This window comes from Roseibium sp. (assembly GCF_965216085.1).
Classification (GTDB): Bacteria; Pseudomonadota; Alphaproteobacteria; order Rhizobiales; family Stappiaceae; genus Roseibium.
Genome location: NZ_OZ244138.1, coordinates 1,290,654 through 1,314,934 on the forward strand (window position 1 = coordinate 1,290,654; position 24,281 = coordinate 1,314,934).

At 54.9% G+C, this 24,281-nt stretch carries 21 protein-coding genes; 13 read left to right on the forward strand and 8 right to left on the reverse strand.

From position 1 onward, the window contains the following. Nucleotides 1–112 precede the first annotated feature (112 nt). From ACOOFE_RS05935 to ACOOFE_RS05970, 8 genes are all read left to right on the forward strand, one after another. Nucleotides 113–388: a DUF1153 domain-containing protein gene (locus ACOOFE_RS05935; protein ID WP_029065927.1), complete on the forward strand. Its 276-nt coding sequence runs from the start codon at nucleotides 113–115 to the stop codon at nucleotides 386–388. A gap of 312 nt (nucleotides 389–700) precedes the next feature. After that, the gene (fliF, locus tag ACOOFE_RS05940) at nucleotides 701–2,317 is read left to right on the forward strand and encodes a flagellar basal-body MS-ring/collar protein FliF (protein ID WP_420414111.1); all 1,617 of its coding nucleotides are present in this window, start codon (nucleotides 701–703) and stop codon (nucleotides 2,315–2,317) included. Next, complete coding sequence (gene fliG / locus ACOOFE_RS05945) at nucleotides 2,317–3,366, forward strand: flagellar motor switch protein FliG (protein ID WP_420414112.1); 1,050 nt, start codon at nucleotides 2,317–2,319, stop codon at nucleotides 3,364–3,366. The genes fliF and fliG overlap by 1 nt, the downstream gene beginning before the upstream one ends. Then, nucleotides 3,366–4,097, forward strand: coding sequence for a FliH/SctL family protein (locus ACOOFE_RS05950; RefSeq protein WP_420414113.1), 732 nt, complete (start codon nucleotides 3,366–3,368; stop codon nucleotides 4,095–4,097). Before fliG ends, ACOOFE_RS05950 begins: the two co-directional genes overlap by 1 nt. Beyond that, nucleotides 4,094–4,429, forward strand: coding sequence for a flagellar motor switch protein FliN (gene fliN, locus ACOOFE_RS05955; RefSeq protein ID WP_420414114.1), 336 nt, complete (start codon nucleotides 4,094–4,096; stop codon nucleotides 4,427–4,429). Before ACOOFE_RS05950 ends, fliN begins: the two co-directional genes overlap by 4 nt. Before the next feature lie 12 nt (nucleotides 4,430–4,441). Further along, nucleotides 4,442–5,794: a sigma-54-dependent transcriptional regulator gene (locus ACOOFE_RS05960; protein WP_420414115.1), complete on the forward strand. Its 1,353-nt coding sequence runs from the start codon at nucleotides 4,442–4,444 to the stop codon at nucleotides 5,792–5,794. 70 nt (nucleotides 5,795–5,864) lie between these two features. Beyond that, nucleotides 5,865–8,045, forward strand: a complete 2,181-nt coding sequence (gene flhA, locus ACOOFE_RS05965; protein WP_420414116.1) for a flagellar biosynthesis protein FlhA — start codon at nucleotides 5,865–5,867, stop codon at nucleotides 8,043–8,045. 508 nt (nucleotides 8,046–8,553) lie between these two features. After that, nucleotides 8,554–9,165, forward strand: a complete 612-nt coding sequence (locus ACOOFE_RS05970) for a GNAT family N-acetyltransferase (RefSeq protein WP_420414117.1) — start codon at nucleotides 8,554–8,556, stop codon at nucleotides 9,163–9,165. 7 nt (nucleotides 9,166–9,172) lie between these two features. On the opposite strand, the gene mtnA is transcribed toward ACOOFE_RS05970, so the two are convergent. Beyond that, the gene (mtnA, locus tag ACOOFE_RS05975) at nucleotides 9,173–10,279 is read right to left on the reverse strand and encodes an S-methyl-5-thioribose-1-phosphate isomerase (RefSeq protein WP_420414118.1); all 1,107 of its coding nucleotides are present in this window, start codon (nucleotides 10,277–10,279) and stop codon (nucleotides 9,173–9,175) included. 227 nt (nucleotides 10,280–10,506) lie between these two features. Between mtnA and ACOOFE_RS05980 the strand changes: the two genes are divergently transcribed. Further along, nucleotides 10,507–11,088 carry a hypothetical protein gene (locus ACOOFE_RS05980; protein WP_141185560.1) on the forward strand — a complete coding sequence of 194 codons (582 nt, stop codon included), beginning with the start codon at nucleotides 10,507–10,509 and terminating at the stop codon, nucleotides 11,086–11,088. A gap of 13 nt (nucleotides 11,089–11,101) precedes the next feature. Here ACOOFE_RS05980 and ACOOFE_RS05985 read toward each other — a convergent pair whose 3' ends face one another. From ACOOFE_RS05985 to ACOOFE_RS05995, 3 genes are all read right to left on the reverse strand, one after another. Beyond that, entirely contained in the window at nucleotides 11,102–11,647 is a 546-nt protein-coding gene (locus ACOOFE_RS05985; protein ID WP_420414119.1) for a hypothetical protein, read from the reverse strand. 161 nt (nucleotides 11,648–11,808) lie between these two features. Further along, entirely contained in the window at nucleotides 11,809–12,735 is a 927-nt protein-coding gene (locus ACOOFE_RS05990; protein WP_420414120.1) for a metallophosphoesterase family protein, read from the reverse strand. 969 nt (nucleotides 12,736–13,704) lie between these two features. Beyond that, nucleotides 13,705–14,679, reverse strand: a complete 975-nt coding sequence (locus ACOOFE_RS05995; RefSeq protein WP_420414121.1) for a glutathione S-transferase family protein — start codon at nucleotides 14,677–14,679, stop codon at nucleotides 13,705–13,707. A gap of 384 nt (nucleotides 14,680–15,063) precedes the next feature. On the opposite strand from ACOOFE_RS05995, the gene ACOOFE_RS06000 reads away from it, so the two are divergent. Continuing rightward, nucleotides 15,064–15,561, forward strand: coding sequence for a GNAT family N-acetyltransferase (locus ACOOFE_RS06000; protein WP_420414122.1), 498 nt, complete (start codon nucleotides 15,064–15,066; stop codon nucleotides 15,559–15,561). Here ACOOFE_RS06000 and ACOOFE_RS06005 read toward each other — a convergent pair. Genes ACOOFE_RS06005 through ACOOFE_RS06020 form a run of 4 tightly spaced genes read right to left on the reverse strand, consistent with a single transcriptional unit; the run spans nucleotide 15,558 to nucleotide 22,445 of the window. Continuing rightward, nucleotides 15,558–17,633, reverse strand: a complete 2,076-nt coding sequence (locus tag ACOOFE_RS06005; protein WP_420414123.1) for a hypothetical protein — start codon at nucleotides 17,631–17,633, stop codon at nucleotides 15,558–15,560. The two genes, ACOOFE_RS06000 and ACOOFE_RS06005, sit on opposite strands and share 4 nt — an antisense overlap. A gap of 8 nt (nucleotides 17,634–17,641) precedes the next feature. Next, nucleotides 17,642–20,461 (reverse strand): DUF4159 domain-containing protein, encoded by a 2,820-nt coding sequence (locus tag ACOOFE_RS06010; protein WP_420414124.1) that lies wholly within the window; start codon nucleotides 20,459–20,461, stop codon nucleotides 17,642–17,644. Nucleotides 20,462–20,464: 3 nt separating this feature from the next. Continuing rightward, a complete protein-coding gene (locus ACOOFE_RS06015; protein WP_420414125.1) occupies nucleotides 20,465–21,388 on the reverse strand; it encodes a DUF58 domain-containing protein in 924 nt (307 codons plus the stop codon). A 37-nt stretch (nucleotides 21,389–21,425) separates the two neighbouring features. Then, the gene (locus ACOOFE_RS06020; RefSeq protein WP_420414126.1) at nucleotides 21,426–22,445 is read right to left on the reverse strand and encodes an AAA family ATPase; all 1,020 of its coding nucleotides are present in this window, start codon (nucleotides 22,443–22,445) and stop codon (nucleotides 21,426–21,428) included. A 257-nt stretch (nucleotides 22,446–22,702) separates the two neighbouring features. Here ACOOFE_RS06020 and ACOOFE_RS06025 point away from each other — a divergent pair, with 257 nt between their 5' ends. The 3 genes from ACOOFE_RS06025 to ACOOFE_RS06035 are packed head-to-tail and all read left to right on the forward strand — an operon-like array spanning nucleotide 22,703 to nucleotide 24,278. Continuing rightward, complete coding sequence (locus ACOOFE_RS06025) at nucleotides 22,703–23,314, forward strand: DUF1285 domain-containing protein (RefSeq protein WP_420414127.1); 612 nt, start codon at nucleotides 22,703–22,705, stop codon at nucleotides 23,312–23,314. 53 nt (nucleotides 23,315–23,367) lie between these two features. Next, the gene (locus tag ACOOFE_RS06030; protein WP_420414128.1) at nucleotides 23,368–24,018 is read left to right on the forward strand and encodes a CoA pyrophosphatase; all 651 of its coding nucleotides are present in this window, start codon (nucleotides 23,368–23,370) and stop codon (nucleotides 24,016–24,018) included. After that, nucleotides 24,018–24,278 carry a DUF6111 family protein gene (locus ACOOFE_RS06035; protein WP_420414129.1) on the forward strand — a complete coding sequence of 87 codons (261 nt, stop codon included), beginning with the start codon at nucleotides 24,018–24,020 and terminating at the stop codon, nucleotides 24,276–24,278. Before ACOOFE_RS06030 ends, ACOOFE_RS06035 begins: the two co-directional genes overlap by 1 nt. The last annotated feature ends 3 nt before the right edge of the window (nucleotides 24,279–24,281 follow it).

Genomic DNA, 24,281 nt, shown 5'->3' on the forward strand with positions numbered 1-24,281 from the left:
TCACAAAATCTGAGTTTTATAGTTAATAAAAGGCGAACATTGCTTTAGCCGTTTGTTAAGCGTCATTGTGTAGTCTCATCTAAACCTTGGTCATGGTTAGTGTGAGAGTACAATGACCGAACAAATTCGTTCGCGTGTAAAATATGTCATCGGCCCGGATGGAAGCCCGCTTACAATTGCGGACCTCCCCCCCACGTCTACAAAGCGATGGGTGATCCGGCGAAAAGCGGAAGTGGTCGCAGCCGTTCGAGGCGGACTGTTGTCGCTTGAAGAAGCCTGTCAGAGATATACCCTGACTGTTGAAGAGTTCTTGTCTTGGCAAAGCTCAATTGAAAAACATGGGTTGGCCGGTTTGCGGGCCACTCGGATTCAGCAGTACAGGGGCTGATAAGCCTGGTGAGAAATTCATAGGCACCTGACCAGGTGCTTCGGGGAAGGTCGGCTGTGCCGGCCTTTTTTGTTGCCTGCTGAAACGTTATGCTTATCCAAAGGTTAATGGGATGGGCAGTTTTTCCCCATCTCAGTTGCATCCTGCAGCTCCCAAATTCGCCGATTTCTGCCACTCTGTGTTCGCGAGTAATGTTTTGTTAACTTCTTGTTAACCTTCAGGGCGGCAAATTTTGCCTAACAGGTGCGTGGCATGTCGCTCCGACTCTGCTGATAAGGGCGGAAGGCATGCGAAAGATGCGGGCGGGCATTCGTGAACGGATTAATTGAATTCATAAAAACACTTGGACCGGCGCGGATCGCGGCGATGGGAGCCGTGGCTGCGATCTTGGTCGGTGTTTTTGCATTTATCATCTTCCGGGTGACAGCCCCTCAGATGACAACGCTCTACAACGAGCTGACTCTGGAAGATTCCGCTGCAATCGTTACGCAACTCGAAAGCCAGGGTGTCCAATTCAAGCTTGCGCGCGAGGGATCGAGTATTCTTGTGCCGCAAGAGCAAGTGGCGCGGCTGCGTATGCAGCTTGCTGCTGAAGGTTTGCCGACGGGTGGTTCAATCGGTTACGAGATCTTTGACCGGTCTGACACACTTGGTGCAACCAGCTTCGTTCAAAACATCAATCATCTCAGAGCAATGGAAGGCGAGCTCTCGCGTACGATCGGTTCACTCGATCGTATCCGTTCTGCCCGCGTTCATTTGGTCATTCCTGAGCGCCAGCTGTTTCAGCGGGACCGCCGTCCGCCGTCCGCGTCTATCGTCCTGAATGTGCGTGGTGGCCTTGGGCCTGGTGAGATCCGCGCTGTTCAGCATCTTGTTGCGACGGCTGTCGATGGGCTGGATCCTGATAAAGTGTCGATCGTTGATGAAAGCGGGCGCCTGTTAGCGTCCGGCGCTGGCAGCGATGACGAAGGTATGGTGTCTGCCCGTCTGCAAGAGCGGACGACCGCGATTGAAAGCCGTTTGCGCAACCAGGTGGAAGAAATTCTGAATTCGATAGTCGGGCCAGGCCGTGCCCGGGTGCGGGTGAATGCCGATATTGATTTTAATCGCCGTACAGAAACTACCGAAACATTTGATCCAGAAGGTCAGGTCGTCCGTTCGACCCAATCAAAAGAAGAGGCCACGGCCAGCACGCGTAAGGACGGTCAGGTCACCGTCGGAAACGAACTGCCGAATGCTGACGACAATGCAGGTGCGAATGGCGGCGAACAAGATACGTCGTCTCTAACGGAAGAGATTGTCAATTACGAGATCTCTAAATCGACACTGACAGAAGTTGTCGAAGCCGGGAAGATCACGCGCCTGTCTGTTGCGGTTCTCGTGGATGGCACTTATCTGCCGGATGAAAATGGTAACTCCGTCTATACACCGCGGGAACAAGACGCTTTGGACCGGATTGCAGTGTTGGTTCGCTCCGCTGTGGGGTATGATGAAAGTCGAGGCGACGTTGTAGAAGTCATCAACTTGCAATTCGCCTTGCCGCCGGAGCAAGACATCGCAGAAGGCGATGGCCTCTTTGAGTTCACCCGCGACGACATCATGCGGTTTGCAGAGTTGGGTGTCTTGTTCCTGATTGCGATCTTACTGCTGCTGTTCGTGGTCCGGCCGCTACTGCGCCGCATTGTAACGCCTGAGGAGCAGCAGCCGCAGGAGTTGGTAATCGGGCCGGACGGAACGTTGGTGGCCGATAGCGAAGTGCCTCAAGAAGAGGAAGCCGAAGATGAGTTCGTTATTGAGTGGCTTGAGCAGGCTAAGCAGGAAGGTGCGCTGCAGGCCAGCTCAATTGCCAAGGTCGGCGAAATGATATCGGATCATCCAACGGAAGCGGTGAATATCGTCCGGGGCTGGTTGGATGAGCAGGCAGCGTAATGGCAAGTGATCAGCTACAGCAACATCTAACAGTCAGTGTTGATGAAGAAGAGCGGGAACTCAAGGGTGCGGAGCGTGCGGCTGTCCTATTGCTCGCGCTTGGGGAATCTCATGGTGCACCCATTTGGGATAAATTGGACGAAATTGAAGTCCGTCAGGTTTCTGCAGCCATGGCAAGCCTTGGGCCCGTTACGCCGAATATGCTGGAGGATCTTTTTAAGGACTTCGTGCGCCGGATCAGCTCAAAGGGCGCGCTGACCGGGAACGTCGATGCGACCGAACGTTTGCTGGCGACTTTCCTGCCGGGCGAAAAAGTCTCGGTCATCATGGAGGAAATCCGTGGTCCTGCCGGCCGGAACATGTGGGAGAAACTCTCAAATGTTCAGGAAAACGTCCTGGCCAACTATTTGAAGAACGAATACCCGCAGACGGTGGCGGTTGTTCTGTCGAAGATCAACTCCGATCACGCTGCCCGGGTCTTGGGAATCTTGCCGGAAGAATTGGCACTGGAAGTTGTCAGCCGGATGTTGCGCATGGACGCTGTCCAAAAAGAGGTTCTGGAAAAAGTTGAGCAGACCTTGCGCGTTGAGTTCATGTCGAATCTGACAAATACATCGCGCCGGGACAGCCACGAAATGATGGCGGATATCTTCAATAACTTTGACAGGCAGACCGAAGCGCGCTTCTTGGCTGCTCTGGAAGAAGATAATCGTGAGGCTGCGGATCGCATCAAGACGTTGATGTTCACTTTCGACGACCTGCTCAAGCTGGATGCGGCAAGTGCGCAGACACTACTGCGGCATGTGGAAAAAGATCAGCTGGCGATCGCCCTTAAAGGATCTACGGATACAGCACGCGAGTTCTTCTTCGGTAATATGTCCTCCCGCGCGGCCAAATTGTTGGAGGATGATATGGAAGCGCTCGGCCCTGTGCGCCTGAGAGATGTGGATGACGCTCAGACAGGGATGGTCAATCAGGCCAAGGATCTGGCAGCCAAGGGCGAGATCATGATCTCCAAGTCCAAGGGTGATGAAGAGATTATCTACTGATGCGGCAACAAGCAGAATCCTACACGAGAATGGGCACGATGACGAACCCGTCGAAATTTCTGTTCAATGTTGACTTCTCCGAGCCGGAGGAGCCCGAGGAGATTGCTCCGCCGGAACCGGAAATTCCGATGATCCCGGTTGCCGATCACCAAAAGCTTCTTGAAAAGGCGAAGGCGCAAGCTTTTGAAGAGGGCCGTGTTCAAGCCCTGAAAGATATGCAGACCAAGCAGGAAACTCTGCTGACTGAAGAGGTCAATCATTTGACCAAAGTGATCGGGCAGGTCTTGCAGACGGTGGATGAATCCATCTCTGCGCAAGAGAAAGATGCGGTCAGCTTTGCATTTCTTGTGGCTAGACGCCTGTGCAGCCACCTGATTGCCCGCCAGCCACTGGCAGAAACGATCGCTTTGGTGTCAGAATGCCTTGGACCGTTGCGCCGGGCTCCCCACTTGGTCATCCGAGTGGGCGAACAGGATGTTGAAGCACTGAAGGCCAAGGTCGATCCAATTATTCATGAAAAAGGCTTTGACGGAAGATTGGTCATTCTTGGAGAGCCGGAGATTGACCGGGGTGATTGTCATATCGAGTGGGCCGATGGCGGTATCAAGCGGGACCGGAAAGCGCTTGAAGCGGAGATAGATGGAAGCATACGCGCGTATTTGGCAGCGCGCAGCGCCCCGAAACCGGCCACGAAAGCCGAGGCTGAGCCGGAAAAGGACACTGAGGCATGAGTGACGAACAAGACACAAACATCCCTCTAGATGAACTAGAGGCGCCAGAGCGTATCGGCGACGATGATGAGATTCATAATCCGCAGTCTGCAGCTGATCTTGAAGCGGTTTTTGATGTTCCAGTCCGGATTTCTGCTGTCCTGGGGCACTCCAAAATGCATGTCTCAGATTTGCTCAAACTGGCCTCTGGAACAGTTCTGGAACTCGACCGGAAGGTCGGGGAAGCCATTGATATTTATGTAAACGATCGCCTTGTGGCACGTGGTGAGGTTGTTCTGGTTGAGGACAAGCTTGGTGTGACCATGACAGAAATCATCAAGACCGATCGATAGGAAAGGGATCGTATGCGCCTTTTGATTGTCGGAACCCTCGGCGGGCAGCTAACGGCAGCTTCAAAAATAGCGATGCAGGGCGGCGCTCAGGTGACCCATGCCGACGATGTCGATGGGGCATTGAAGGTTCTCCGGTCTGGGCGCGGCGCGGACCTAATGATGGTCGAGGTTCACCTCGATATCGAAGGATTGATCGCCAAGCTGCAGACCGAGCGGGTTCACGTTCCCGTCGTTGCCTGTGGCGTTGAAACAGACGCTCAAGCTGCTGTGTCTGCTATCCGGGCTGGGGCAAAAGAATATATTCCGCTGCCGCCTGATCCGGAGATGATCGCTGCCGTTTTGGCTGCTGTCGCACAGGAACGTGGTGATCTCATCTACCGTGATGATGCCATGGCGAGTGTCGTGAAATTGGCAGAACAGGTTGCTCCCTCCGATGCCTCCGTCTTGATTACCGGAGAATCCGGAACCGGTAAGGAAGTCATTGCCCGCCACGTTCACAAGTGTTCAAACCGGGCTTCAAAGCCCTTCATTTCCATAAACTGTGCCGCGATCCCGGAGCACCTTTTGGAATCAGAACTTTTTGGTCACGAAAAGGGAGCCTTCACCGGGGCCGTTGCCCGCCGCATTGGCAAATTCGAAGAAGCAGATGGTGGCACGCTTCTGCTGGACGAGATTTCGGAAATGGATGTTCGCTTGCAAGCTAAGCTTCTGCGCGCTCTCCAGGAGCGGGTTATCGACCGGGTCGGCGGGACACGTCCGGTTCCAGTCGACATTCGTATCCTCGCAACATCCAACCGGGACTTGGCTGAAAGTGTGCGCGAAGGACATTTCCGGGAAGACCTTTTGTTCCGCCTCAACGTCGTCAATCTGAAATTGCCAGCTCTGCGGGAACGCCCGGCGGACATTATGGAGTTGGCTCAGTTCTTTATTACGCATTATTCGGAAGCCAATGGGGTGCCGGTGCGGCCGTTGTCTGTTGAAGCCCGGCAGGCGTTGATGTCGAATCCGTGGCCGGGCAATGTCCGTGAGCTGGAAAATACCATGCACCGCGCAACACTGCTGGCGTCCGGCGCGGAAATTGGTGTTGAAGCTATTCGTATGCCCGATGGCACTCCTTTGAGTGTTTCGCGCGGTCCAGCGGAGCGCGCAGCGCAAACGGCAGAAGCCGTCACTCGTAACTTTGTTGGGCGAACTGTTGCCGATGTTGAGCAGGACCTCATCCTGGATACGCTCGATCATTGCCTGGGAAACCGGACACATGCTGCCAAAATTCTCGGAATTTCGATCCGGACACTGCGCAACAAACTGAATCAGTATTCAGATGAAGGCGTCCAAGTGCCGAGCCCGGGCGAAGCACGCGGTTAACAAACGTCATAACCATCCAGATCGGGAATAATCCGGGACTGGATGAAACGGAAAGAGATTAGCAACAAGCATGTCGGACACTGCAGCAGGTGGAGAAGGCGGGGCAGCAGGACCTGCCGCTGGTCAGGAGGGGGCTCCAGGAGCCGCCCCGGCTTCTGCTGTTTCCGGTTTGCCGAGTGTTCAGGAAATAATAAATACGCTGCGCAAGGGCGATATCGGCCTTGCGACCGGCGTGCTCATTATCCTGACGCTTTTGATCCTGCCGATGCCGCCGGTCATGCTGGACATGTTCCTGGCGGTCTCCATTATCTTTTCCGTGCTGGTCTTGATGACCGGTTTGTTCATTCAAAAGCCTTTGGAATTCTCGTCTTTTCCGACGGTTCTCTTGATCGCGACGATGTTGCGTTTGGGACTGAACATCGCTTCCACCCGCCTCATTCTGGCAAATGGTCATGAGGGAACTGCAGCGGCCGGGAATGTCATCCAGTCGTTCGGCAACTTGGTGATGGGCGGCAACTTCGTCATCGGGATCATCGTGTTTGCGATCCTGGTGATCGTGAACTTCGTGGTCATCACCAAAGGTTCCGGCCGTATTGCAGAAGTCGCGGCACGTTTCACCTTGGACGCGATGCCGGGCAAACAAATGGCAATTGATGCCGATTTGTCCGCTGGATTGATCGATGAAGCGACAGCGAAAAGCCGGCGTAAAGATCTCGAAGATGAAAGCTCATTCTTCGGCGCGATGGACGGTGCGTCCAAATTCGTCCGCGGAGATGCCATCGCGGGCCTTCTGATCACCTTTATCAATATCCTCGGTGGGATCTTCATCGGCGTCGCCCAGATGGAGCTTAGTTTCTCAGAGGCGGCGAACAATTATACGCTTTTGACTATCGGTGATGGTCTTGTTTCGCAGATCCCAGCGCTGATTGTTTCGACCGCCGCAGGTCTTCTGGTTTCCAAGGCCGGTGTGCACGGTGCTGCAGATAAAGCGCTTGCAAGCCAATTTACCGGCTATCCGAAAGCGCTCGGCATGTCCGCTGCGGTGATGGTCGTTCTGGCGTTGCTGCCGGGTATGCCGATGATCCCCTTTTTGGGACTGGCTGGTGCAGCTGGCTATCTCGCTTATCAAGTCGGCACGAATAAGAAGAAGGAAGAAGCCCAGGCAGCTGTGGTTAAGGCGATTGAAGAAGCGCCTAAGCCGCCTGCAGAGCCGCCGATCACCGACGCACTCAAGATGGATGAACTGCGCATCGAACTTGGCTACGCTCTGCTACCGCTCATCAACGGCAAGGCAACCGGAGATGCCGATGTGCTGACCGAGCAGATCAAAGCACTGCGCCGGCAGATTGCAGGCGATATGGGCGTTATCATGCCGCCTGTCCGGATCCTCGACAACATTCAGCTCGGTGCCAACGACTATGTCATCAAGGTCAAGGAAGTCGAAGCTGGCCGTGGAAATCTTTATCCGAACCATTTCATGGTGATGGATCCGGCGGGCGGGCAAGTGAAACTGCCCGGCACACATACGACGGAGCCGACTTTTGGTTTGCCTGCGACCTGGGTGGAAGCCCAATATCGTGAGGATGCTTCGCTGCGCGGCTATACAGTTGTAGACCCGGCAACCGTTTTGTCGACCCACCTGACTGAGACCATTAAGGGCAATATCAGTGAGCTGGTAACTTACGGTGATGTTCAGAAACTTCTGAAAGAGCTGCAGGGCGAGCAGGCCAAACTGGTTGAAGATCTGATCCCGTCGCAGATTACCGTTTCCGGCATTCAACGCGTGCTGCAGGCACTGCTCAATGAGCGGATTTCCGTTCGTGATCTGGGCACGATCCTCGAAGGTGTGTCCGAAGCAACCGGCATGACCCGCAATACTGATACGATCGCAGAACATGTGCGGACTCGCCTTGGCCGCCAGATCTGCGCTGCAAACCTGTCACCGGGAGGCTATCTGCCGTTGATTGCAATGTCCCCGCAATGGGAGCAGGCGTTCCTTGAATCCATTGTTGGCGAAGGCGATGACCGCCAGCTTGCGATGCAGCCGAGCAAACTTCAGGAGTTTGTTGGTATTGTGCGGGATGCCTTTGAAGAGGCCGCACAGCAAGGTGAAGTGCCGGTGCTTCTAACCTCTCCACAAACCCGGCCATTTGTCCGGTCCATCGTAGAGCGCTTCCGGGCACATACGACCGTGATGAGCCAAGGTGAAGTGCACCCGCGGGTCAAGCTGAAGACGATTGGGTCAATCTAAAAATAATGAATTTGATTTTTGGGAAGTGTTAGGCCAGCACACTCACTCGTGAGGCCACTGCGGTTGGGCTCGCGTAAGTGGCCTGAGGTGTATAGCTGTTTCGCAAAAACATCTGAGCTTGTTGTTGCCCGGCGGCAGTCGTGATGTTTGTAACCGTCGTATTCAACTGAGTACGCAGGGCTTGGCCCTTCTTTATGGAATTTGAGCGCTTTTGTGACCAGCCGGTGTTGTACGCCTTCCACTTCGACTTCCGTTTCGAGCTGAAACGATTGTGGTAATCGCGTTGCACATAGTTTCCTACTTTTGGCATCTCGCATCTCTCCTGGATACAGATTGACCGTGGCAAAACATGGTTAATCAGTCGTTAACGATCAGCCTGGGTTCGGGATCCTCACAGATTGTTTCTTCACGAAGGACATGACAGACCGACCTGGAGGCGGCTATGGCTTGGCGGTTTCAAAAACACCTGTTATGGCGGTTCGCAGCAAATTTGGCCAAAGGAGGCAGCATGTCGGGACCGGTCTTGGATCTGAACGGCTATACGGACATTCCGGATACAAAAGTCGCAGTTGTGGTCACTCATCTGGAAATGACTGCTGCGCCGGAGAACCCTTTGTCGGCTGGCCGCGAAGATGTGGTTCTGGAACAATGGGAAAACCCAGAAACGGCAGATTATAAAGCCCTCTTTAGGGCGGTCGGAGAAGAATGGATCTGGTTTGGCCGTCTTGTGAAACCGGATGACGAGCTTGCTGCACTTCTATCAGAGCCGGCCCGCAAGAATTTTCGTCCTATGCGCGATGGAAAAGTGTTGGGAACACTTGAAGTCAATTTTGCCGATCCAGAAAACGTCGAAATAGCCTATTTCGGTTTGGTTCCGGATGCAATTGGCGGCGGGGTTGGCCGCTGGCTGATGAGCCAGGCGATTGAGATGGCTTGGGCCCGGCCGGAGACCAAGCGGGTCTGGCTGCACACCTGCACGGCCGACAGCCCGCAAGCAATTCGGTTCTATCAATCTTGTGGCTTCAAACCGTTCAAACGATCGATTGAAGTTATGGACGATCCGCGCCTTCAAGGCCTCTATTCCAAAAACACAGCCTCTCACGTGCCGTGTCTGGGTTAGAGTATTTTCAAGCGCTCAGTTTTACCCGTTCGGGAAAAGCCGCCGCAATCGCCTGGCGGTTTGGTTCAAGGACACCACGCTCTGTGATCAGTCCAGTGACCAGCCGGGCCGGGGTGACATCGAAGGCCGGATTTCCGACTTCGGATCCATCTGCGACGATGTCGACGGTTTCAATTGCTCCGGCGGCCGTGCGCCCCGTCATTTGACTGATTTCTTCACCACTGCGTTCTTCGATCGGGATTTCTCGCACGCCGTCGGAAAGTGAGAAATCTATCGTGGGAGAGGGCAGGGCGACATAAAAGGGCACATTGTTGTCCTTAGCCGCCAGGGCTTTCAAATAGGTGCCGATTTTGTTGCAGACATCGCCCGTTGCAGTGGTTCGGTCGGTGCCGGTGATCACAATGTCGACCTCGCCATGTTGCATCAGATGGCCACCGGCGTTGTCGACAATCACGGTATGGGGGACGCCGTGTTTGCCCAACTCCCAGGCCGTTAAAAAGGCTCCCTGATTTCTCGGGCGGGTCTCATCGACCCAGACATGTACCGGAATACCGCCGTCGTGGGACATATAGATCGGCGCTGTTGCTGTGCCCCAATCGACTGTTGCCAGCCAGCCCGCATTGCAATGGGTCAGGATATTGACGGGGTCGCCCTCTCGTTTGGTTCTGGAAATCGCTGCGATCAGCTCCATTCCATGCATACCGATAGCCATATTGATGGCTATGTCCTCGTTGCAAACGTCATTGGCGAATTTGTAGGCAGCGTCCCGGCGATGCTCTGGTGCGACTTGGATGAGCGTCTTTCGAGCAAGATCCAGAGCCCATCGGAGGTTTACTGCGGTTGGCCGGGTTTCCAGAAGACTGGAGCAGGCGGCGTGCAGAGAAATGTCAGAAGGATCTTCTCGCATGGCGAGCGCAACACCATAGGCAGCGGTCGCGCCAATCAGCGGTGCTCCGCGGACCTGCATCACGCGAATCGCGTGCGCAGCTTCTGCCATTGTCCTCATCTGGACAGTCTCAAACACATAGGGAAACTTCGTTTGATCGATGATTTCGACTGTTTCGCCATCATCGGCCAGCCAAATCGTGCGGTATTTCTTGCCATCGACATCCATGCCGGTATCTCCCTAAAAACCGGATTTCTTTTTGAATACCTCATCGCTCGCAAGCAAACCAGCACTGGCTTGCTGGTCTCAAGGCAAAAAATCAATTAATGTTTGTTAACCATATTCGCGCGATTGGCAGTGGATACCCTGCAATGAGGAATGGCGTCTCGGCCGTGCGTGTTTAAGATTCAATTAAGACTAAGTCGCACTGACAAAACATATGGAGCTGGCACTCAATGGCTGAAATGCAGGACAACGTGGTTCCGCACACCCGCATGCGATCCTTGCGCGATGCCATCCGCAAAGTGCAGCTGGGCGAAGTTGAGCGTTCTGATGTTGTTGTCGAATTGCAGGATACCGAACGCGCGCGTTTGGACATGCTGGCGGACGAGCTGAAAGACGTTTTCCGGGAAATTCCAGAGGACGATGATCAGTTCTCTCTTCAGATCATTGCAGGATCCACTCCGCGCCTCTGGATCGATGCGACCAGTCATGTTGCCGTGGCCGGTGATAGGCGGACGTATCGTTTCTTGAAGGATACCCGGCTCGGGCGCGTGGTCATTCTGGAAACGGCGAATATCGACGATATGGCCGATTGTTTGACTGAATATATCGCCGAGCGGGTCTTGGAGCGGGAAAAAGCGCTGGAAGGTGATTGGCTCAACAACCGTCTGCGTCAGGTGGCCCTGGAATCCAAGGTAGTTCGGGTCAAAGAAAGCCGGACGCCCTGGTTGCCTGTTGCAGGGGCTTTCGGCATTGGCCTGGCGCTGGGCATTGTTGGCTTGATCGGATTCGCCTGGTTCGCAAACCCGCTTTGAGCAAAACGGTGAATTACGAATATACGAACTTCTCCAGGCATCGCCGCGAAAACAGGTCCAGTTTCGTTAAACGCTTCATCATTATCATGAGTTCGCTTGTGGCAGACACCGTGTGACCTGATTTATCCAAGTATTGGGCTATCTGATTGACTGCGTCCTCTGATACCTTTTTTGTGAAGACGTCTGAAACGCACAGATTATAGATGATATCTTCGATCTCATCTGTTTGATCAATATCGTGATTGTGAAGAATTCGTTCGTTTTGGATAATCTTGCTAATTTCAAACCAAGCAAAGTCGGCAGCGAGTAGATCATCTCCCAGAGATCCGAGAATAAAACTGATTTTCTCAAGTGGTGTGCCTTTCAGCCCCTCAAGATAATTTATGTCTGCTGCGTCAAAATCTATGTGTTTTGACATTGTAGTCGTAGTGACTTCTTGAACATCTTTTCCAGAAAAACGTTCAAAGAGATAGAACCCGTCTTGCTCTCTTTGCAAATCTGTTTCTGATTTCTGGAAATAGGCGATGGTCCCGGCGACAGAAAGTAAAAGCACTGTCATGCTAACGACGGAGAAATACCTAACTGAAAGGGGCAAAACAATTTTCCGGAATGGATCACATTAGATGGCATCGGTCATGTTAGTTCTCGATTGGTTGCGACCGTGTTAAGTTCAATATTAGATTGCGAATTATGAAGCGAATCTCTCTAGATTGGCTGTGTTCACTTTGGAACCGCAATACTTTGCTGGCTAAGCCGTTTCACCGGGCCGCCGTCTGGCTCAAAGCCGTGTTCTTCCATCTGACACGTCCAGCCATCCCCATTTCGCGCAATCGAAAAGAGGTTGTAGCGGGCGGCGGGTTTGTGCCCACCTGGTGCGCTTGTGGCTGACGGCACACCAATCACAGGGACGGGGCCACTTGGACCTTCGACTTCCTCTAAGCTGTCGATATGGGTGTGACCGTGAAGGATCAGTTCCGCGCCGACACGTTTGACCACTGTCCGTAGACGCGATGCATCGGACAGGCGTTTGTGCCACAAGGTGGCGTTTTTAAACGGTGGATGATGTATGAGCACAACGCGGAAGAGGTTTTCTTCGCCAAGTTGTTCAAGAATTTCACGTAGCCGCCGGGATTGTTTGATACCGACGCGCCCGGACGCAAACCAGGGAGCCGTGGCTCGCCCTGTTGTCACGCCAATGATCGCGACCTCTCCCCGTTTCCTGACATAAGGAAATGTTGCTTCCGAACGGACTTTTTCCGCAGGGGCGGCAGCAGCGCCATTATCGCCGCTCATGTAAGGCCACCAGGCTGTGCGGGCTTTTTTGACGGCGCCGCGGACATAGGCATCATGGTTGCCTGGAACAACGGACACTTGGTCAGCTGGGCCTATCTCCTCTAGCCACGTTCGTGCGCCGGTGATTTCCATTGGAAGAGCGATATTTACGAGATCTCCTGTCACCGCGATGTGGTCGGGCGACTGGTTTTTCATATCCTCCACCAACTGCTCCAGGTGATTGCCACCCATGATTTTCGAGCGGTTGCGCTGCCAGTTCAAATAACCGAGCAGGCGTTTGGAAAACAACTGAAGGAGTTTGGGATCCGGCAGAGGACCAAGGTGGGGATCAGAGATATGGGCAAGCTTGAACATGATGCGCGCATCATCAAAACAAAAAGCGCCGCGTCAAGGAAAATGAGCGGCGCTAAATATGCAGCAATTTTAAGGGCGCTTATGCGCCTTTTTTGCCGGATTTGATCTTTGCAGCTGTTCTAGGACCTGCTGCTTTTGCCTGTGCGGTCCGGGTTCCTTCCCGCAGGCTTGCTCCGACGACGTTGACAAATCCAAACATGGCAAGGCCTCCGCCTGCCGCCAACTAATGAGATCAGTTGGTCGGGAATGTGGTCAGGGATGCGGCGATGCGCGGGTTGCTGGTATCGATAGCCGGTTTCCACTGGTAAGTGCGGCGGCGGCGGTTAGAGAAGAGAGCTTTCAACATAGCGCGTTCCTTTTTGGTCGTGGGCACTGCGCTGCCCCTTAAGTCATCAAGTTGATGCATATATAGGCATTCGCTGTGCAAAAGAGGAGCGTTATTCTTCGAGGGCTGCGTTGCACGGATTGCATGGGTTAATGAAGTCTTCCCAGATACTTCAAATTGGTAACAACATGCAGAATTGCATTAGTTATTCGCTCAGGGGCCCGTTTGATCTAACTGCAAAAAGCGGGGCGCTGTTTTTGTATATTTATTGCGTGAAGGGGTGTTGAGTACCTATGCGCAGGGCTTGGGAAATGGCCTATGCCCTCTCAAGCAACACCATCGGGAAAAACTGTGATCCCGATGGCGTTGGGAATATCAGAGCATTTTTGAACACTACGGAGCCGCTTGATCCGCTTTTCGGGTCTGTTGAATAGGCGCGGCCGGTGCCATGGCCTGGATGGCCACAAGCCGGACCAACACAGGTCTACGGATCTGAAAAGCGGACCTCCGGTGGGCCAAATCCGCACAGCTGCAGCGTTGCGAATTTCGCCCGATAACCCCGTATCGCACATCAATCCGCGCCTTGCATCTGAGCAGATTTGAATCCATCAAGCGGCTGCGTATTGTTCAAAAGTGCTCTAGTGTCAGGCCGCCTTTTTGAAACGATCCCGGTCATGCGGTGCCCAATAGTCGAGTTCCGGGCCTGCAGGCACAATTCGATGCGGGTTGATCGATTCATGCGAGCCAAAATAATGCTGCTTGATCGTCGCCATATCCACCGTCGCCGCAATTCCAGGATACTGGTAGAGCTCGCGCAGATAGTTTGACAAGTTCGGGTAATCAATGATCCGGCGGATGTTGCATTTGAAATGAGACACATAGACAGGGTCAAAGCGCACAAGTGTCGTGAATAGCCGCCAATCGGCTTCCGTCAGCGTATCCCCAACAAGATACCGTTGTTCTGCCAGACGGTTTTCCAATTCATCAAGTGTTTTGAAGAGTTCTGCTACTGCTTCGTCATAGGCGTCCTGTGTTGTCGCAAAGCCAGCTTTGTACACACCATTGTTCACTGTGTGATAGATCGGCTCGTTGATGGCGTCGATTTGGTCGCGCAATCCTTCAGGATAGTAATCAGCTTCCGAACCGGTCAGATGATTGAACGCTGTGTTGAACATGCGGATGATTTCCGCGGATTCATTGCTGACAATGGTCTGTTTTTTCTTGTCCCAAAGGATCGGAACCGTCGCGCGCCCAGAGTATTTTGGATCGGCTTTGACATAGACCTGCCAGGCGAAGTTTGCCCCCGTTAACGGTTCGCTCTCGCCGAACTCCCAGCCGTTTTCCAGCATCAAAGGCTGAACAGCGGAAACGGTAACAAAGTCTTCCAATCCTTTTAGTGTCCGGAAAATCAGGGTTCTATGCGCCCAGGGGCAGGCAAAGGAGACAAAGAGGTGATAGCGGCCGGATTCAGCTTCAAATCCGCCCTGTCCGGTTGGCCCGGGACTGCCATCCTTTGTGATGAAATTACGGAAAGCGGCGTCCTTGCGTACAAACCGCCCACCGGTTGATTTTGTGTCATACCACTGGTCGTGCCAGACGCCTTCAACAAGCGTTCCCATGCCGGTCTCCTTTTGCAATTCTCTGTGACAATAGCTTGTGTCCCGGCGGCCATTTTCAATCAACTGAATGCACTGTTCGCAGTCAGAGAACAATTCGGATCGGCTTTTCTAACTGGGGCCGATTGAAAAAAGTTCTGGACCGGAAAGTGTTATGCGTGGTAGGCGCTAGCCTCTGTTTTGAAATGGTGTGCCGATGATGCTTGGCCACCGCATGGGAAAGACACCGGATTGACGAGCGCAGGTCACATGCTCCGACGACGAACTAGCCGACGAGGAAACTCTCGTCTGCACCGTCGCGGCTGACCTGATCCCGGAACACCTGATTCAAAAACGGGATACCGGCGGGCGCGTAACTGATACACTTTGCCAGCTGGAAACATCGCCATGAAACAGACCTCCTGGGTCATTCGTCTCGAAGACGCCGCCGACAACACAACGATTGAAGATCTGCAAGCCGAGGCTTTTGGTCCGGGCCGTTTTGCACGGACGGCGTTTCGTATTCGCGAAAATGTGCCACATAGGGAAGATTTGGCGTTTGTCGGCATGGCTGGCAGCCAGCTTGCAGGATCTGTCCGGCTGAGCCCAATCACCATTGGTGAAACGGATGCGCTCCTTCTAGGGCCTCTGACGGTCTCTCCTGATTTTAAGAACCGCGGGCTTGGAAAAGCTTTGATGCGGACGGCACTGGACGCTGCAAAGGCTGCAGGCGACCAATTCGTTCTGCTGGTGGGCGATGCTCCGTATTATAGCCCCTTTGGATTTGAGCAGGTACCATTTGGCAATATAACCTTGCCCGGTCCGGTGGATCCGGAGCGCCTATTGATTGCCCGGTTACATCAGGACGACCTGCCTGAAGGCCATGTTCACGGAAAGACGCTCTAACGGCCTTCCCGGTACCAAGTTGCGGTCGTCGCGCCGAGAAGTATGGCCAAACCAAGAAGCCCGATCAAAAGTGGGAACCGGTCTACGCCGTTCAAGACACTGGCCTCAGTTGCCTTCAGCCCGATCCAGCCATTGCCGGCATAACTTGCAGATGGCCGCATGGAGACCACGCGCGGTAGGTCGAGATCGCCACCGACATCCCGCAGACGCCGGGCAGTGCCACCTGTCGCCTCACTGACCGGGGTCAACACTTCAGTCGTGGAGAGAACGTCCGTGTATTCCCGCGGGTTCTGCGGGCCAACATGGATCAGTGCGTTCATTGCGCCATCGCTGATCGAAAAGAGCCCTGTTTCCGTTGCAGGTATGGAGCCCCGCCACAGGCCCGGCTCCTGTTCAGTCATGCTGAGCTCAGAGCGGTCTCCTGTCGGCGTAACAACTGTGACGTCATTCGCGGTTTGGCCCAGTGTTTGCCGTTCCACGATCAATTCGGGTCCACGTAGGGAGACGTTAAGCGCTTCTTCTTCTAGGTCCGGTTCCTGCATTAGCCAGTGCGCCAGGCGCCGAAGAAGCGGCACGTGCGGGCCACCGCCTTCAAAGCCGCGGGCCCAAAGCCAGACATGATCGGACAGGAGCATGGCGACCCGGCCTTTTTCTTCTCGGTTCAGCACAAGAAGCGGCGTCTCACTGGGCCCGGACATCAAAGCGTGCCCGGCATCCAGTTCTGTATCGACCATGCGGAACCAGCGGCTCCAAGCCGGTGGGTCTTGTTCAGCACCGGGTAATCCGCGTGTTACGGGATGCCGTTCACCCAAGCTGGCAAGCGTGGCATGGAATGGCTGTTCCAAAATGGCACCGGTTGGACGGGCCGGAAGGATCGGGGCCAGCGGGGTCCGATAGAGGCTGCCACCTTCAGCATAGTCCGGACCGCCGGCAAGGAGGACGGCACCGCCTTCGCGGACATAACGGGCGATGTTGTCGAAATAGAGCATCGGAAGAACGCCGCGCCGGACATAGCGGTCAAAGATGATCAAATCGAACTCATCAATCTTGACGGAAAACAGTTCCCGGGTCGGGAAGGCGATCAGCGACAGCTGATTGATCGGGGTTCCGTCCTGCTTTTCCGGTGGGCGAAGGATGGTGAAGTGTACCAGATCGACCGAAGCATCAGATTTCAGAAGGTTGCGCCAGGTCCGCTCGCCTGCATGCGGTGACCCGGAAACAAGCAGCACCCGCAAATTCTCCCGGATGCCATCAATGGTGACCACGGCCCGGTTGTTTAAAGTGGTGAGTTCGCCGGGCAGGGAGTCTGCTTCAATTTCAAAAATGTTGTCGCCGCCATGCGCGATTTCAACGGGTATGTCGATCTTTTCACCTGTGCGAGCCGTACGGGTGGTGACCACGCTGCCATCACGCTTCACGGTCAGATTGACTTGGTCGCCAGGGCCTGTGCCCAACCCCTGATCTACAACCGTCAGGCTGATGGTTTGTTCCGATCCGACAAGACCGAACCGCGGAGCTGTCTCCAGAACAATGCGGCGATCACGTTCGTCGGCGCTGCCGGTGATCAGTCCGTGGACTGGCGCGTTAAAGCCGAGAGCCTCTGCATTTTCGGGAACATCGTGGATCTGGCCATCTGTGATGATGATTGCGCCGCCCACCCGTTCGGGCGGGACATCCGCTAGACCGTTGGCAAGTGTTTGGAACACCTCAGTGCCATTTCCCGATCCGGAATTGCGCGCTTCCAAGAGCCGCAGATCAAAGCCCTCGAGCGCTTCAATCCTGGACTGAAGTTCTTTTGCAGCGGTTGTCGTGGTGTCTTCGCGTTCAGCTAGCCGCTGGCTTTGGCTTTTGTCGACAACCAACGCTACCACGCTGGACAACGGTTCTCTGTCTTCGCGTTCAATTGCTGGATTGGCCAGAGCCAGGACAAGTAAGGCCATGGCGGTTGTTCGCAACACCCAGCCGCGCAGATTGATGAACCCCAACACTATAGCAATCAAGGCGGTCACAAAGGCCGCTGTGATGAGCAACCATTGCGGGACAAGCGGATCGAATGAGATTGACCAGACCATCAGATCTCCTATTGCCCGAGCCGTTCCAGCAAGGCTGGAATGTGGACTTGATCGGCCTTGTAGTTGCCTGTCAGGCTGTACATGACGATGTTGACGCCAGCCCTGAAGGCATAGTCGCGTTGAACCGGGTTGTTGGGCACGGTCGGATACATGAACTCGCCTGAGGGTGTGATGGCCCAAGCCGCAGCAAAGTCATTGCCGGTAATCATCAGCGGCGAAACACCATCGCCTGCCCGTACTGGGCGATCTCCGCGAGCATTGATGTCTTCGAGACTTTCAACCCACAAGGGGCTAGTGGCGTAGCGGCCTGGGAATGTCTCCAGAAGATAGAACGCCTTGGTCAGGACATGGTCGGGTGGGACCGGCTCTAAGGGCGGGACATCCAAGTCTTCCAGGATCTGGCGTAATTTCAATGTGGCTGGCGTGGAGCCAAAGCCGGTTGTCGACGCATTGATGTGATCGCGGGTGTCAAACAGGATCGTCCCGCCATTGCGCATGAAAGTATCGATCCGGGCAATCGTCCGGTCGCTCGGCTTGTCTGCTGCGGGGTCAATGGGCCAGTAGAGCAAGGAATAATAGGACAGTTCGTCCCGGGCAATGTCGATTGCAACCGGTTCGCCGGGTTCCAAAGCAGTGCGTTCTGCAAGAAATTGAGAAAGACCGCTTAGCCCGGCCGCACTGGCATCATCGACTTCTGGAGACCCGGTGAGCACATAGGCGAGCCGGGTCTGCAAGGTCGCTTCCAAGGCCCTCAAATCATCTGAAGACGATTGCGCTTTGGCAGAATTCAGATCGGCTCCGAATGCCAGCAGCGTTGCGGTTAGAGCAACGGCTGCAACGCTGGCCATTCGGCTACGCAACCGCATGCGGCTGATGCCGCCTGCGAGGAAAAATACTGCGACCGCATCCAGGATCATCAACAGGAAGACCAGAGTGAAGAAAACTGCCCGCAGATCCAATGGATCAGAGGCGGGATAGGGCGCGGTCTCTGCGTCCGGGCCAAGGGTGTCAATGTTGAGCGGCTGCAAGGAGTCGTCCGGGCGCATTAAATTGAGCGCGCGAAACCCGTCCTCGGTTCCATAAAGGCCAGGTGGTGTCCGGCGGCTGGCAAGCGCATCGCGGAATTCGTTCGCACTGACAGGCGTCACGTCGACCGGAGGCGAGCCGAAGCGGCCATAGCCGTCTAGCAGCCGCAAAGGCGGCAGAACGCTGCGGGCGGCTTGTCCATCTTCCGCCGTTTCAGAGGCTTGTGCGACATTCGAAACTGACAGAATCCGTCGCAGCATATTCAGGAAAACGCCGGAAAGCGGCAGGTTGGACCAAGTGGAATCGGCCGTCACGTGGAACAAAACAAGGCTGCCGGCGCCCGATTGCGTGGCGGTTACCAAAGGCGTGCCATCTTCCAGCATCGCCCAAGTGCGTTTTGGAAGATCGGAGGTCGGTTCGGCCAATACTTGGCGGGTGACGGTGACTTCCCCGGGGACTTTCAAGCCAGAGAATGGCGATGTTTCGGGGAAGGGTGCCAGATGCTGCGGTTGTTTCCAGGAAAGCGAGCCGCCAAGCGACCGGTCGCCAGCCCGCAAGCTTACCGGGATCAGCTCGTCCGTTCCGCCCGCTGTTCTGGGGCCGGCAAAGCGAACCAAGGTACCGCCGCTACGCACCCATTCGGCGAGCACACCCGCTGTTGTGTCCGGCAAACGCCCGACGTCGGCCAGGATCATCACGGAGATACCCTGATCTATCAGCGCAGGTACTGCCACGGCGATGTCGCTGTCACGGGGGCGGCGGATATCGGAGAAGGGCGCAAGGGCACGTTCAAGATAGTAGAGCGGCGACAACAGCGGTTGATCGAGGTCACCTGATTGTCCCGAAATAAGGCCGACCGTCCGCCGGCGCCAGCTGTCGTCAACCAGTTGGACTGCTCCGGCCGCCAATTCGCCGGTGATTTCGACCCGGGCGATGTCATTGCGCAATTCGCTCGGAAGCTCAAACCGCGCTTCGGCCTGCAATTCATCACCCGCGAAAGTCGCCGTTGCTTCTGCAAGAACCAGCCCCTTCAGATCCAGAGCCCGGACATTTGCAGTCTTCGTTTGGTTATCTGGATGTCGGACGACATCTACGCTCAAGGCTTCGGTGTCGTTTGCTAAGCCCTTAAGGCCAAGCGGTGTTTCCAGTCCAGTCAGAACAGTTACCGGAATACCTTCTGTCAGCGCAGCCAATGTTTCCAAAAACGGGTCGACCGTGTGTGTTCCGTCCGAGAGCCAAACGACGGCGCCGGGAGGTGTTTCTTGAGCGGCTTTTCGAAGGCCAATGTTCAATTCGCTGCGCAGCGGAGGGTAAGGTCTTGGATCCAGCGCTCGGAGTTTCTCAAGCGCAGCGGCAGAACTTTCTGGAACAAATGCCTGACCAGGACCTTCTGCTGTCGCGGCAAACAGCACTGGCTGGCTGTTTTGTTCAGCTTCCGCGAGGATCTGTTCGGCGGTCCGAACCTGGTCGGACCATCCTTCGGCGGAGGTCCAGCCGTTGTCGATCAGAAGCCACAAAACACCGTCGCGGCTTGCCACTGGCTCTTGCGCCCGCCAGACTGGCCCAGCAAGGGCAATGATCAAGATCGCGGCGAGTAACAGCCGCAACAAGGTCAACCACCAGGGGCTCCGCTGTGGAGTTTCATCATGTTCATCGATGTCGATCAAAAGGCGCGTTGGGGGGAAGGCGACCTGCCGCGGGCGTGGCGGGGTGAGGCGCAAGAGCCACCAGATAACCGGCAATAAAGCCAGTGCTGCAAGAATCCAAGGGGCGGTAAAGGTCAGCGGCAAACTTGCAAACATTGATTACGCGCCTCCCTTCGGGATCACATCCAGATTGCCGGACAAGGCACTGTGCAGAACCAGAAGCGGTTCTGCCGCTGAATGATCTGTATGATGAAGAACATAAGTCCAGCCGGCCCGCCGGGCCATATCGCGGATTTCAGCGCGATGGGCTTCAAGGCGGTTCTGGTATTCTGCTCTCCAGGTTTCGGCCCGTCCAGCAGTGAGCCGGATTCCTTGCTCGGGATCACTGAATTCTATGCGGCCATCAAAGGGGAAGGTCTCTTCGATCGGATCGAGAACCTGCACGAGATGACCGCGGGCACCAGTGCCTGCGACCTGTGCAATCCAGGCAGAGATCTCTTCTAGAGGATCCAGAAAGTCGGAAATCAAAACGACATCTGCAAAACGTTTGACATCGGTGGGATCCGGCAGCGCGACCGGTTTCGATAAATGGGTGAGGGCATCGGCGAGCCGTTCGGCAGCCCTTCGGTCCGAAAATGGTCGCGTGACACCCGTCAGACCGATTCGTTCGCCGGTTTCGGCGAGCATGTCGGCAACAGCCAGCATCAAAACAAGAGATCTGTCACGTTTGCTGGCTTCAGAAAGGCGCGACCGGAATACCATGGACGATGAAAGATCCGCCCACAGCCAGACCGTGTGGGCGGCTTCCCATTCACGTTCGCGCACATAAAGATGGTCATCCCGGGCGGACCGGCGCCAATCAATGCGCTTGGCCGGTTCCCCCATATTAAATGGACGGAATTGCCAGAAGCTTTCACCAGGTCCTGCGCGGCGGCGGCCATGCCAGCCTGCAATGATGGAACTTGCAACATGGCTGGCTTCAACAAGCAGATCCGGGAGCGCATCCGCAACCGAACGGGCTTCGCCAATGACATTCGGCCAAGTCGTCTGGTCAATATTCGCTCGCTCAGCTTGTGAGGCCATGGTCTCAAGTTCCTCCCTCGTCAAAGAAACCTTCCAATCAGGTTATGGTTTCCTTCACTCGCCGGATAACATCGCGGACCGTATGGCCATCAGCGCGCGCCGCAAATGTCAGAGCCATACGATGTTGAAGAATCGGCTCAGCAAGGGTAAGCACATCATCTAAGGACGGAGCGAGGCGGCCATCGACCAGCGCGCGTGCCCGGACGGTGAGCATCAAAGCCTGACTGGCCCGTGGGCCTGGACCCCAGGCAATCAAATCGGTGAGATCTGAGTTTTCTGAACTCTCTCCCGGCCGGGCAGACCTCACCAGTTTCAAAATACTTTCAACGACAGATTCACCGACCGGCATACGCCGCACCAGCTGTTGGTATTCCATCAACTCTTGAGCGGTAATCGCGCCATGGGCAGCTGTTTGCCCGGCTCCCGTTGTCTCCAGCAAAATACGCCGCTCGGCTTCCAAATCCGGATAATGCACATCAATTTGCATCAGGAAGCGGTCCAGCTGTGCTTCTGGGAGCGGGTAGGTGCCTTCCTGTTCCAGTGGGTTTTGTGTTGCCAGAACGTGGAATGGGCGAGGCAGATCATGCGGGTGCCCTGCGACTGTGACATGATATTCCTGCATGGCCTGAAGAAGGGCCGACTGGGTCCGCGGGCTTGCACGGTTGATCTCATCTGCCATCAGGAGCTGGGAGAAAACTGGCCCCGGAATAAACCGGAAAGACCGCCCCCCGCTGGCGTCCTGCTCCATGACTTCGGCGCCAAGAATATCGGACGGCATCAAATCGGGCGTGAACTGAATCCGCCGGGCGTCAAGTCCAAGGACGGTTCCCAGAGTTTCTACCAGTTTGGTTTTGGCAAGGCCGGGGACGCCGACCAATAAACCATGCCCGCCGGCAAGAATTGTAACCAGTGATTGCTCAACCACTGTTTCCTGTCCGAAAATGATGCGGGCTATGTCGGCTTTAACATCTGAGATGCGCTCGACTGCCCGTTCCGCGCTTTCAGCAACAGCGGCAAGATCTTCTTCGGAGGGATTTGTGGGAGAAACGACGCTCATGGATCACCTATCCTGTTGCTTTGACGGTGCGGCGGTTGCCGGGCGGAGGCGGTAGGCTGCTAAGTTGCTGCTGTTATGACAGTTTGACACCATATAGGCTGGTACATAAGGCGCAATTGTGCGCCATACAGTGGATAGGTCCAAGAATCTTTTCATCGCTTTTGGATAAATGCAAAAAGATCAATGGATATCAGGTAGAAATGCACGGCCTCATTGATAGAGGCTAGGTAGATTTTCGGAGCCTTTGTAAAACGAAAATGGGCCGAGGGAAAAACATGACAACAGACGCACAGACGGACGCTTCCTTACCAGAAGGCCTCAAGGCGTTGATGAGCCGGGCCGATGCAAAGGATAAGACATTAAGGCCGGTCGATAAATGGAATCCGCCATTTTGCGGGGATCTGGACATCCGGATCGCCCGGGACGGGACCTGGTATTACCTCGGTTCTCCTATCGGCCGGAAGCCTTTGGTGGAACTGTTTGCCTCCGTTCTGCGAAAGGATGAAAACGGCAAACACTATCTTGTCACGCCAGTCGAAAAGATCGGTATTACGGTCGAAGATGCACCGCTCTTAGCAGTTGAGATGGCAGTTGAGGGCGAAGGGATTGCGCAGACTTTAACAGTACGCTCAAATCTCGGTGATTTGATCCGAATCGGTAAAGATCATCCGCTGCGATTCGAAATGGAGGCGGTGAGCGGAGGTCTAAAACCCTATGTTTTGGTTCGTGGCCGTCTCGAAGCGCTATTCACCCGCGCTTTGATGTATCAGCTGGCGGACCTCATGGTGGAGCATACAGGTTCCAATGGAACCGAGACGGGCGTTTGGAGCAGCGGGCAGTTTTTTGCCCTTGATCCTGACCTCCTGTAACCTTGTTCCAACTTGTGATTGCCCTTTGAATGGAAGTACCCATATCAGAATCAATGACAGCTTCTTTTGAGACGATCGACAACAGCCTGAGCGGTTGGGCCCAAGATTTGAAACAACGGCTTGATCTCGCAACACAAGCGGAACCTGAGCGCGACACTGGCGATCATATTTTAAATCCGGGTATCGATCTGTTCGCGAGTTGGGAGAAACCACCGCGCGATGCAGCAGTGTTGATCGGCCTTCGCAATGCTGCTGACGGACCAAGTGTTGTCCTGACACAGCGCACCGGGCATTTGAATTCTCATGCGGGGCAGGTTGCCTTTCCCGGTGGTAAAATTGATCCGGAAGACAATGGTCCGGTTGATGCCGCCTTGCGGGAAGCCCATGAGGAAATTGGGTTGGACCCGGGGCTCGCACGGCCGTTGGGGAAGCTAGCGCCCTATTTCACTGGATCGGGTTATCGCATCATACCGGTTATTGCGGCTGTTGATGAGCCGGTCAGCTATGTCCCAAATCCGAACGAGGTGGAAGACGTCTTTGAGGTGCCATTTCTGTTCCTGATGGATCCGGCCAATCACCAGAAGCAGAGCCGGGTATGGAATGGGCAACGCCGCTACTTTTATGAGATGCCTTTTGCCGACCGTTACATCTGGGGTGTAACGGCTGGAATCATTCGCTCCTTGTACGACACGGTGTACCGCTAATGCTGCGCATAATACTGACGCAACTGTTTCTGTTTTTGCTGCCCTTTGCTTGTTATGCGACGTGGTTATGGTTGTCCAAAAAAGGCGACAAACCAGAGAGCTGGTCCCGTGGCCCCGTCGCGTGGCTGACGCTTGCCGGTCTGGCTTTGACAATTTCTGGATTTGTTGCTGTCGCCCTTTTGAACAAGGCACCGGAAGGTAAGGAGTACAGACCTTCGGAGTTTAGGGACGGAGTGCTCGTTCCGGGCCGGTTCGAATAGTGC

Coding starts and splice junctions, on each gene's coding strand:
- ACOOFE_RS05935 (WP_029065927.1), top strand. CDS start 113: ATGACCGAACAAATTCGTTCGCGTGTAAAATATGTCATCGGCCCGGAT.
- fliG (WP_420414112.1), top strand. CDS start 2,317: ATGGCAAGTGATCAGCTACAGCAACATCTAACAGTCAGTGTTGATGAA.
- ACOOFE_RS05950 (WP_420414113.1), top strand. CDS start 3,366: ATGCGGCAACAAGCAGAATCCTACACGAGAATGGGCACGATGACGAAC.
- fliN (WP_420414114.1), top strand. CDS start 4,094: ATGAGTGACGAACAAGACACAAACATCCCTCTAGATGAACTAGAGGCG.
- ACOOFE_RS05960 (WP_420414115.1), top strand. CDS start 4,442: ATGCGCCTTTTGATTGTCGGAACCCTCGGCGGGCAGCTAACGGCAGCT.
- flhA (WP_420414116.1), top strand. CDS start 5,865: ATGTCGGACACTGCAGCAGGTGGAGAAGGCGGGGCAGCAGGACCTGCC.
- ACOOFE_RS05970 (WP_420414117.1), top strand. CDS start 8,554: ATGTCGGGACCGGTCTTGGATCTGAACGGCTATACGGACATTCCGGAT.
- mtnA (WP_420414118.1), bottom strand. CDS start 10,279: ATGGATGTCGATGGCAAGAAATACCGCACGATTTGGCTGGCCGATGAT.
- ACOOFE_RS05980 (WP_141185560.1), top strand. CDS start 10,507: ATGGCTGAAATGCAGGACAACGTGGTTCCGCACACCCGCATGCGATCC.
- ACOOFE_RS05985 (WP_420414119.1), bottom strand. CDS start 11,647: ATGACAGTGCTTTTACTTTCTGTCGCCGGGACCATCGCCTATTTCCAG.
- ACOOFE_RS05990 (WP_420414120.1), bottom strand. CDS start 12,735: ATGTTCAAGCTTGCCCATATCTCTGATCCCCACCTTGGTCCTCTGCCG.
- ACOOFE_RS05995 (WP_420414121.1), bottom strand. CDS start 14,679: ATGGGAACGCTTGTTGAAGGCGTCTGGCACGACCAGTGGTATGACACA.
- ACOOFE_RS06000 (WP_420414122.1), top strand. CDS start 15,064: ATGAAACAGACCTCCTGGGTCATTCGTCTCGAAGACGCCGCCGACAAC.
- ACOOFE_RS06005 (WP_420414123.1), bottom strand. CDS start 17,633: ATGGTCTGGTCAATCTCATTCGATCCGCTTGTCCCGCAATGGTTGCTC.
- ACOOFE_RS06010 (WP_420414124.1), bottom strand. CDS start 20,461: ATGTTTGCAAGTTTGCCGCTGACCTTTACCGCCCCTTGGATTCTTGCA.
- ACOOFE_RS06015 (WP_420414125.1), bottom strand. CDS start 21,388: ATGGCCTCACAAGCTGAGCGAGCGAATATTGACCAGACGACTTGGCCG.
- ACOOFE_RS06020 (WP_420414126.1), bottom strand. CDS start 22,445: ATGAGCGTCGTTTCTCCCACAAATCCCTCCGAAGAAGATCTTGCCGCT.
- ACOOFE_RS06025 (WP_420414127.1), top strand. CDS start 22,703: ATGGGCCGAGGGAAAAACATGACAACAGACGCACAGACGGACGCTTCC.
- ACOOFE_RS06030 (WP_420414128.1), top strand. CDS start 23,368: ATGACAGCTTCTTTTGAGACGATCGACAACAGCCTGAGCGGTTGGGCC.
- ACOOFE_RS06035 (WP_420414129.1), top strand. CDS start 24,018: ATGCTGCGCATAATACTGACGCAACTGTTTCTGTTTTTGCTGCCCTTT.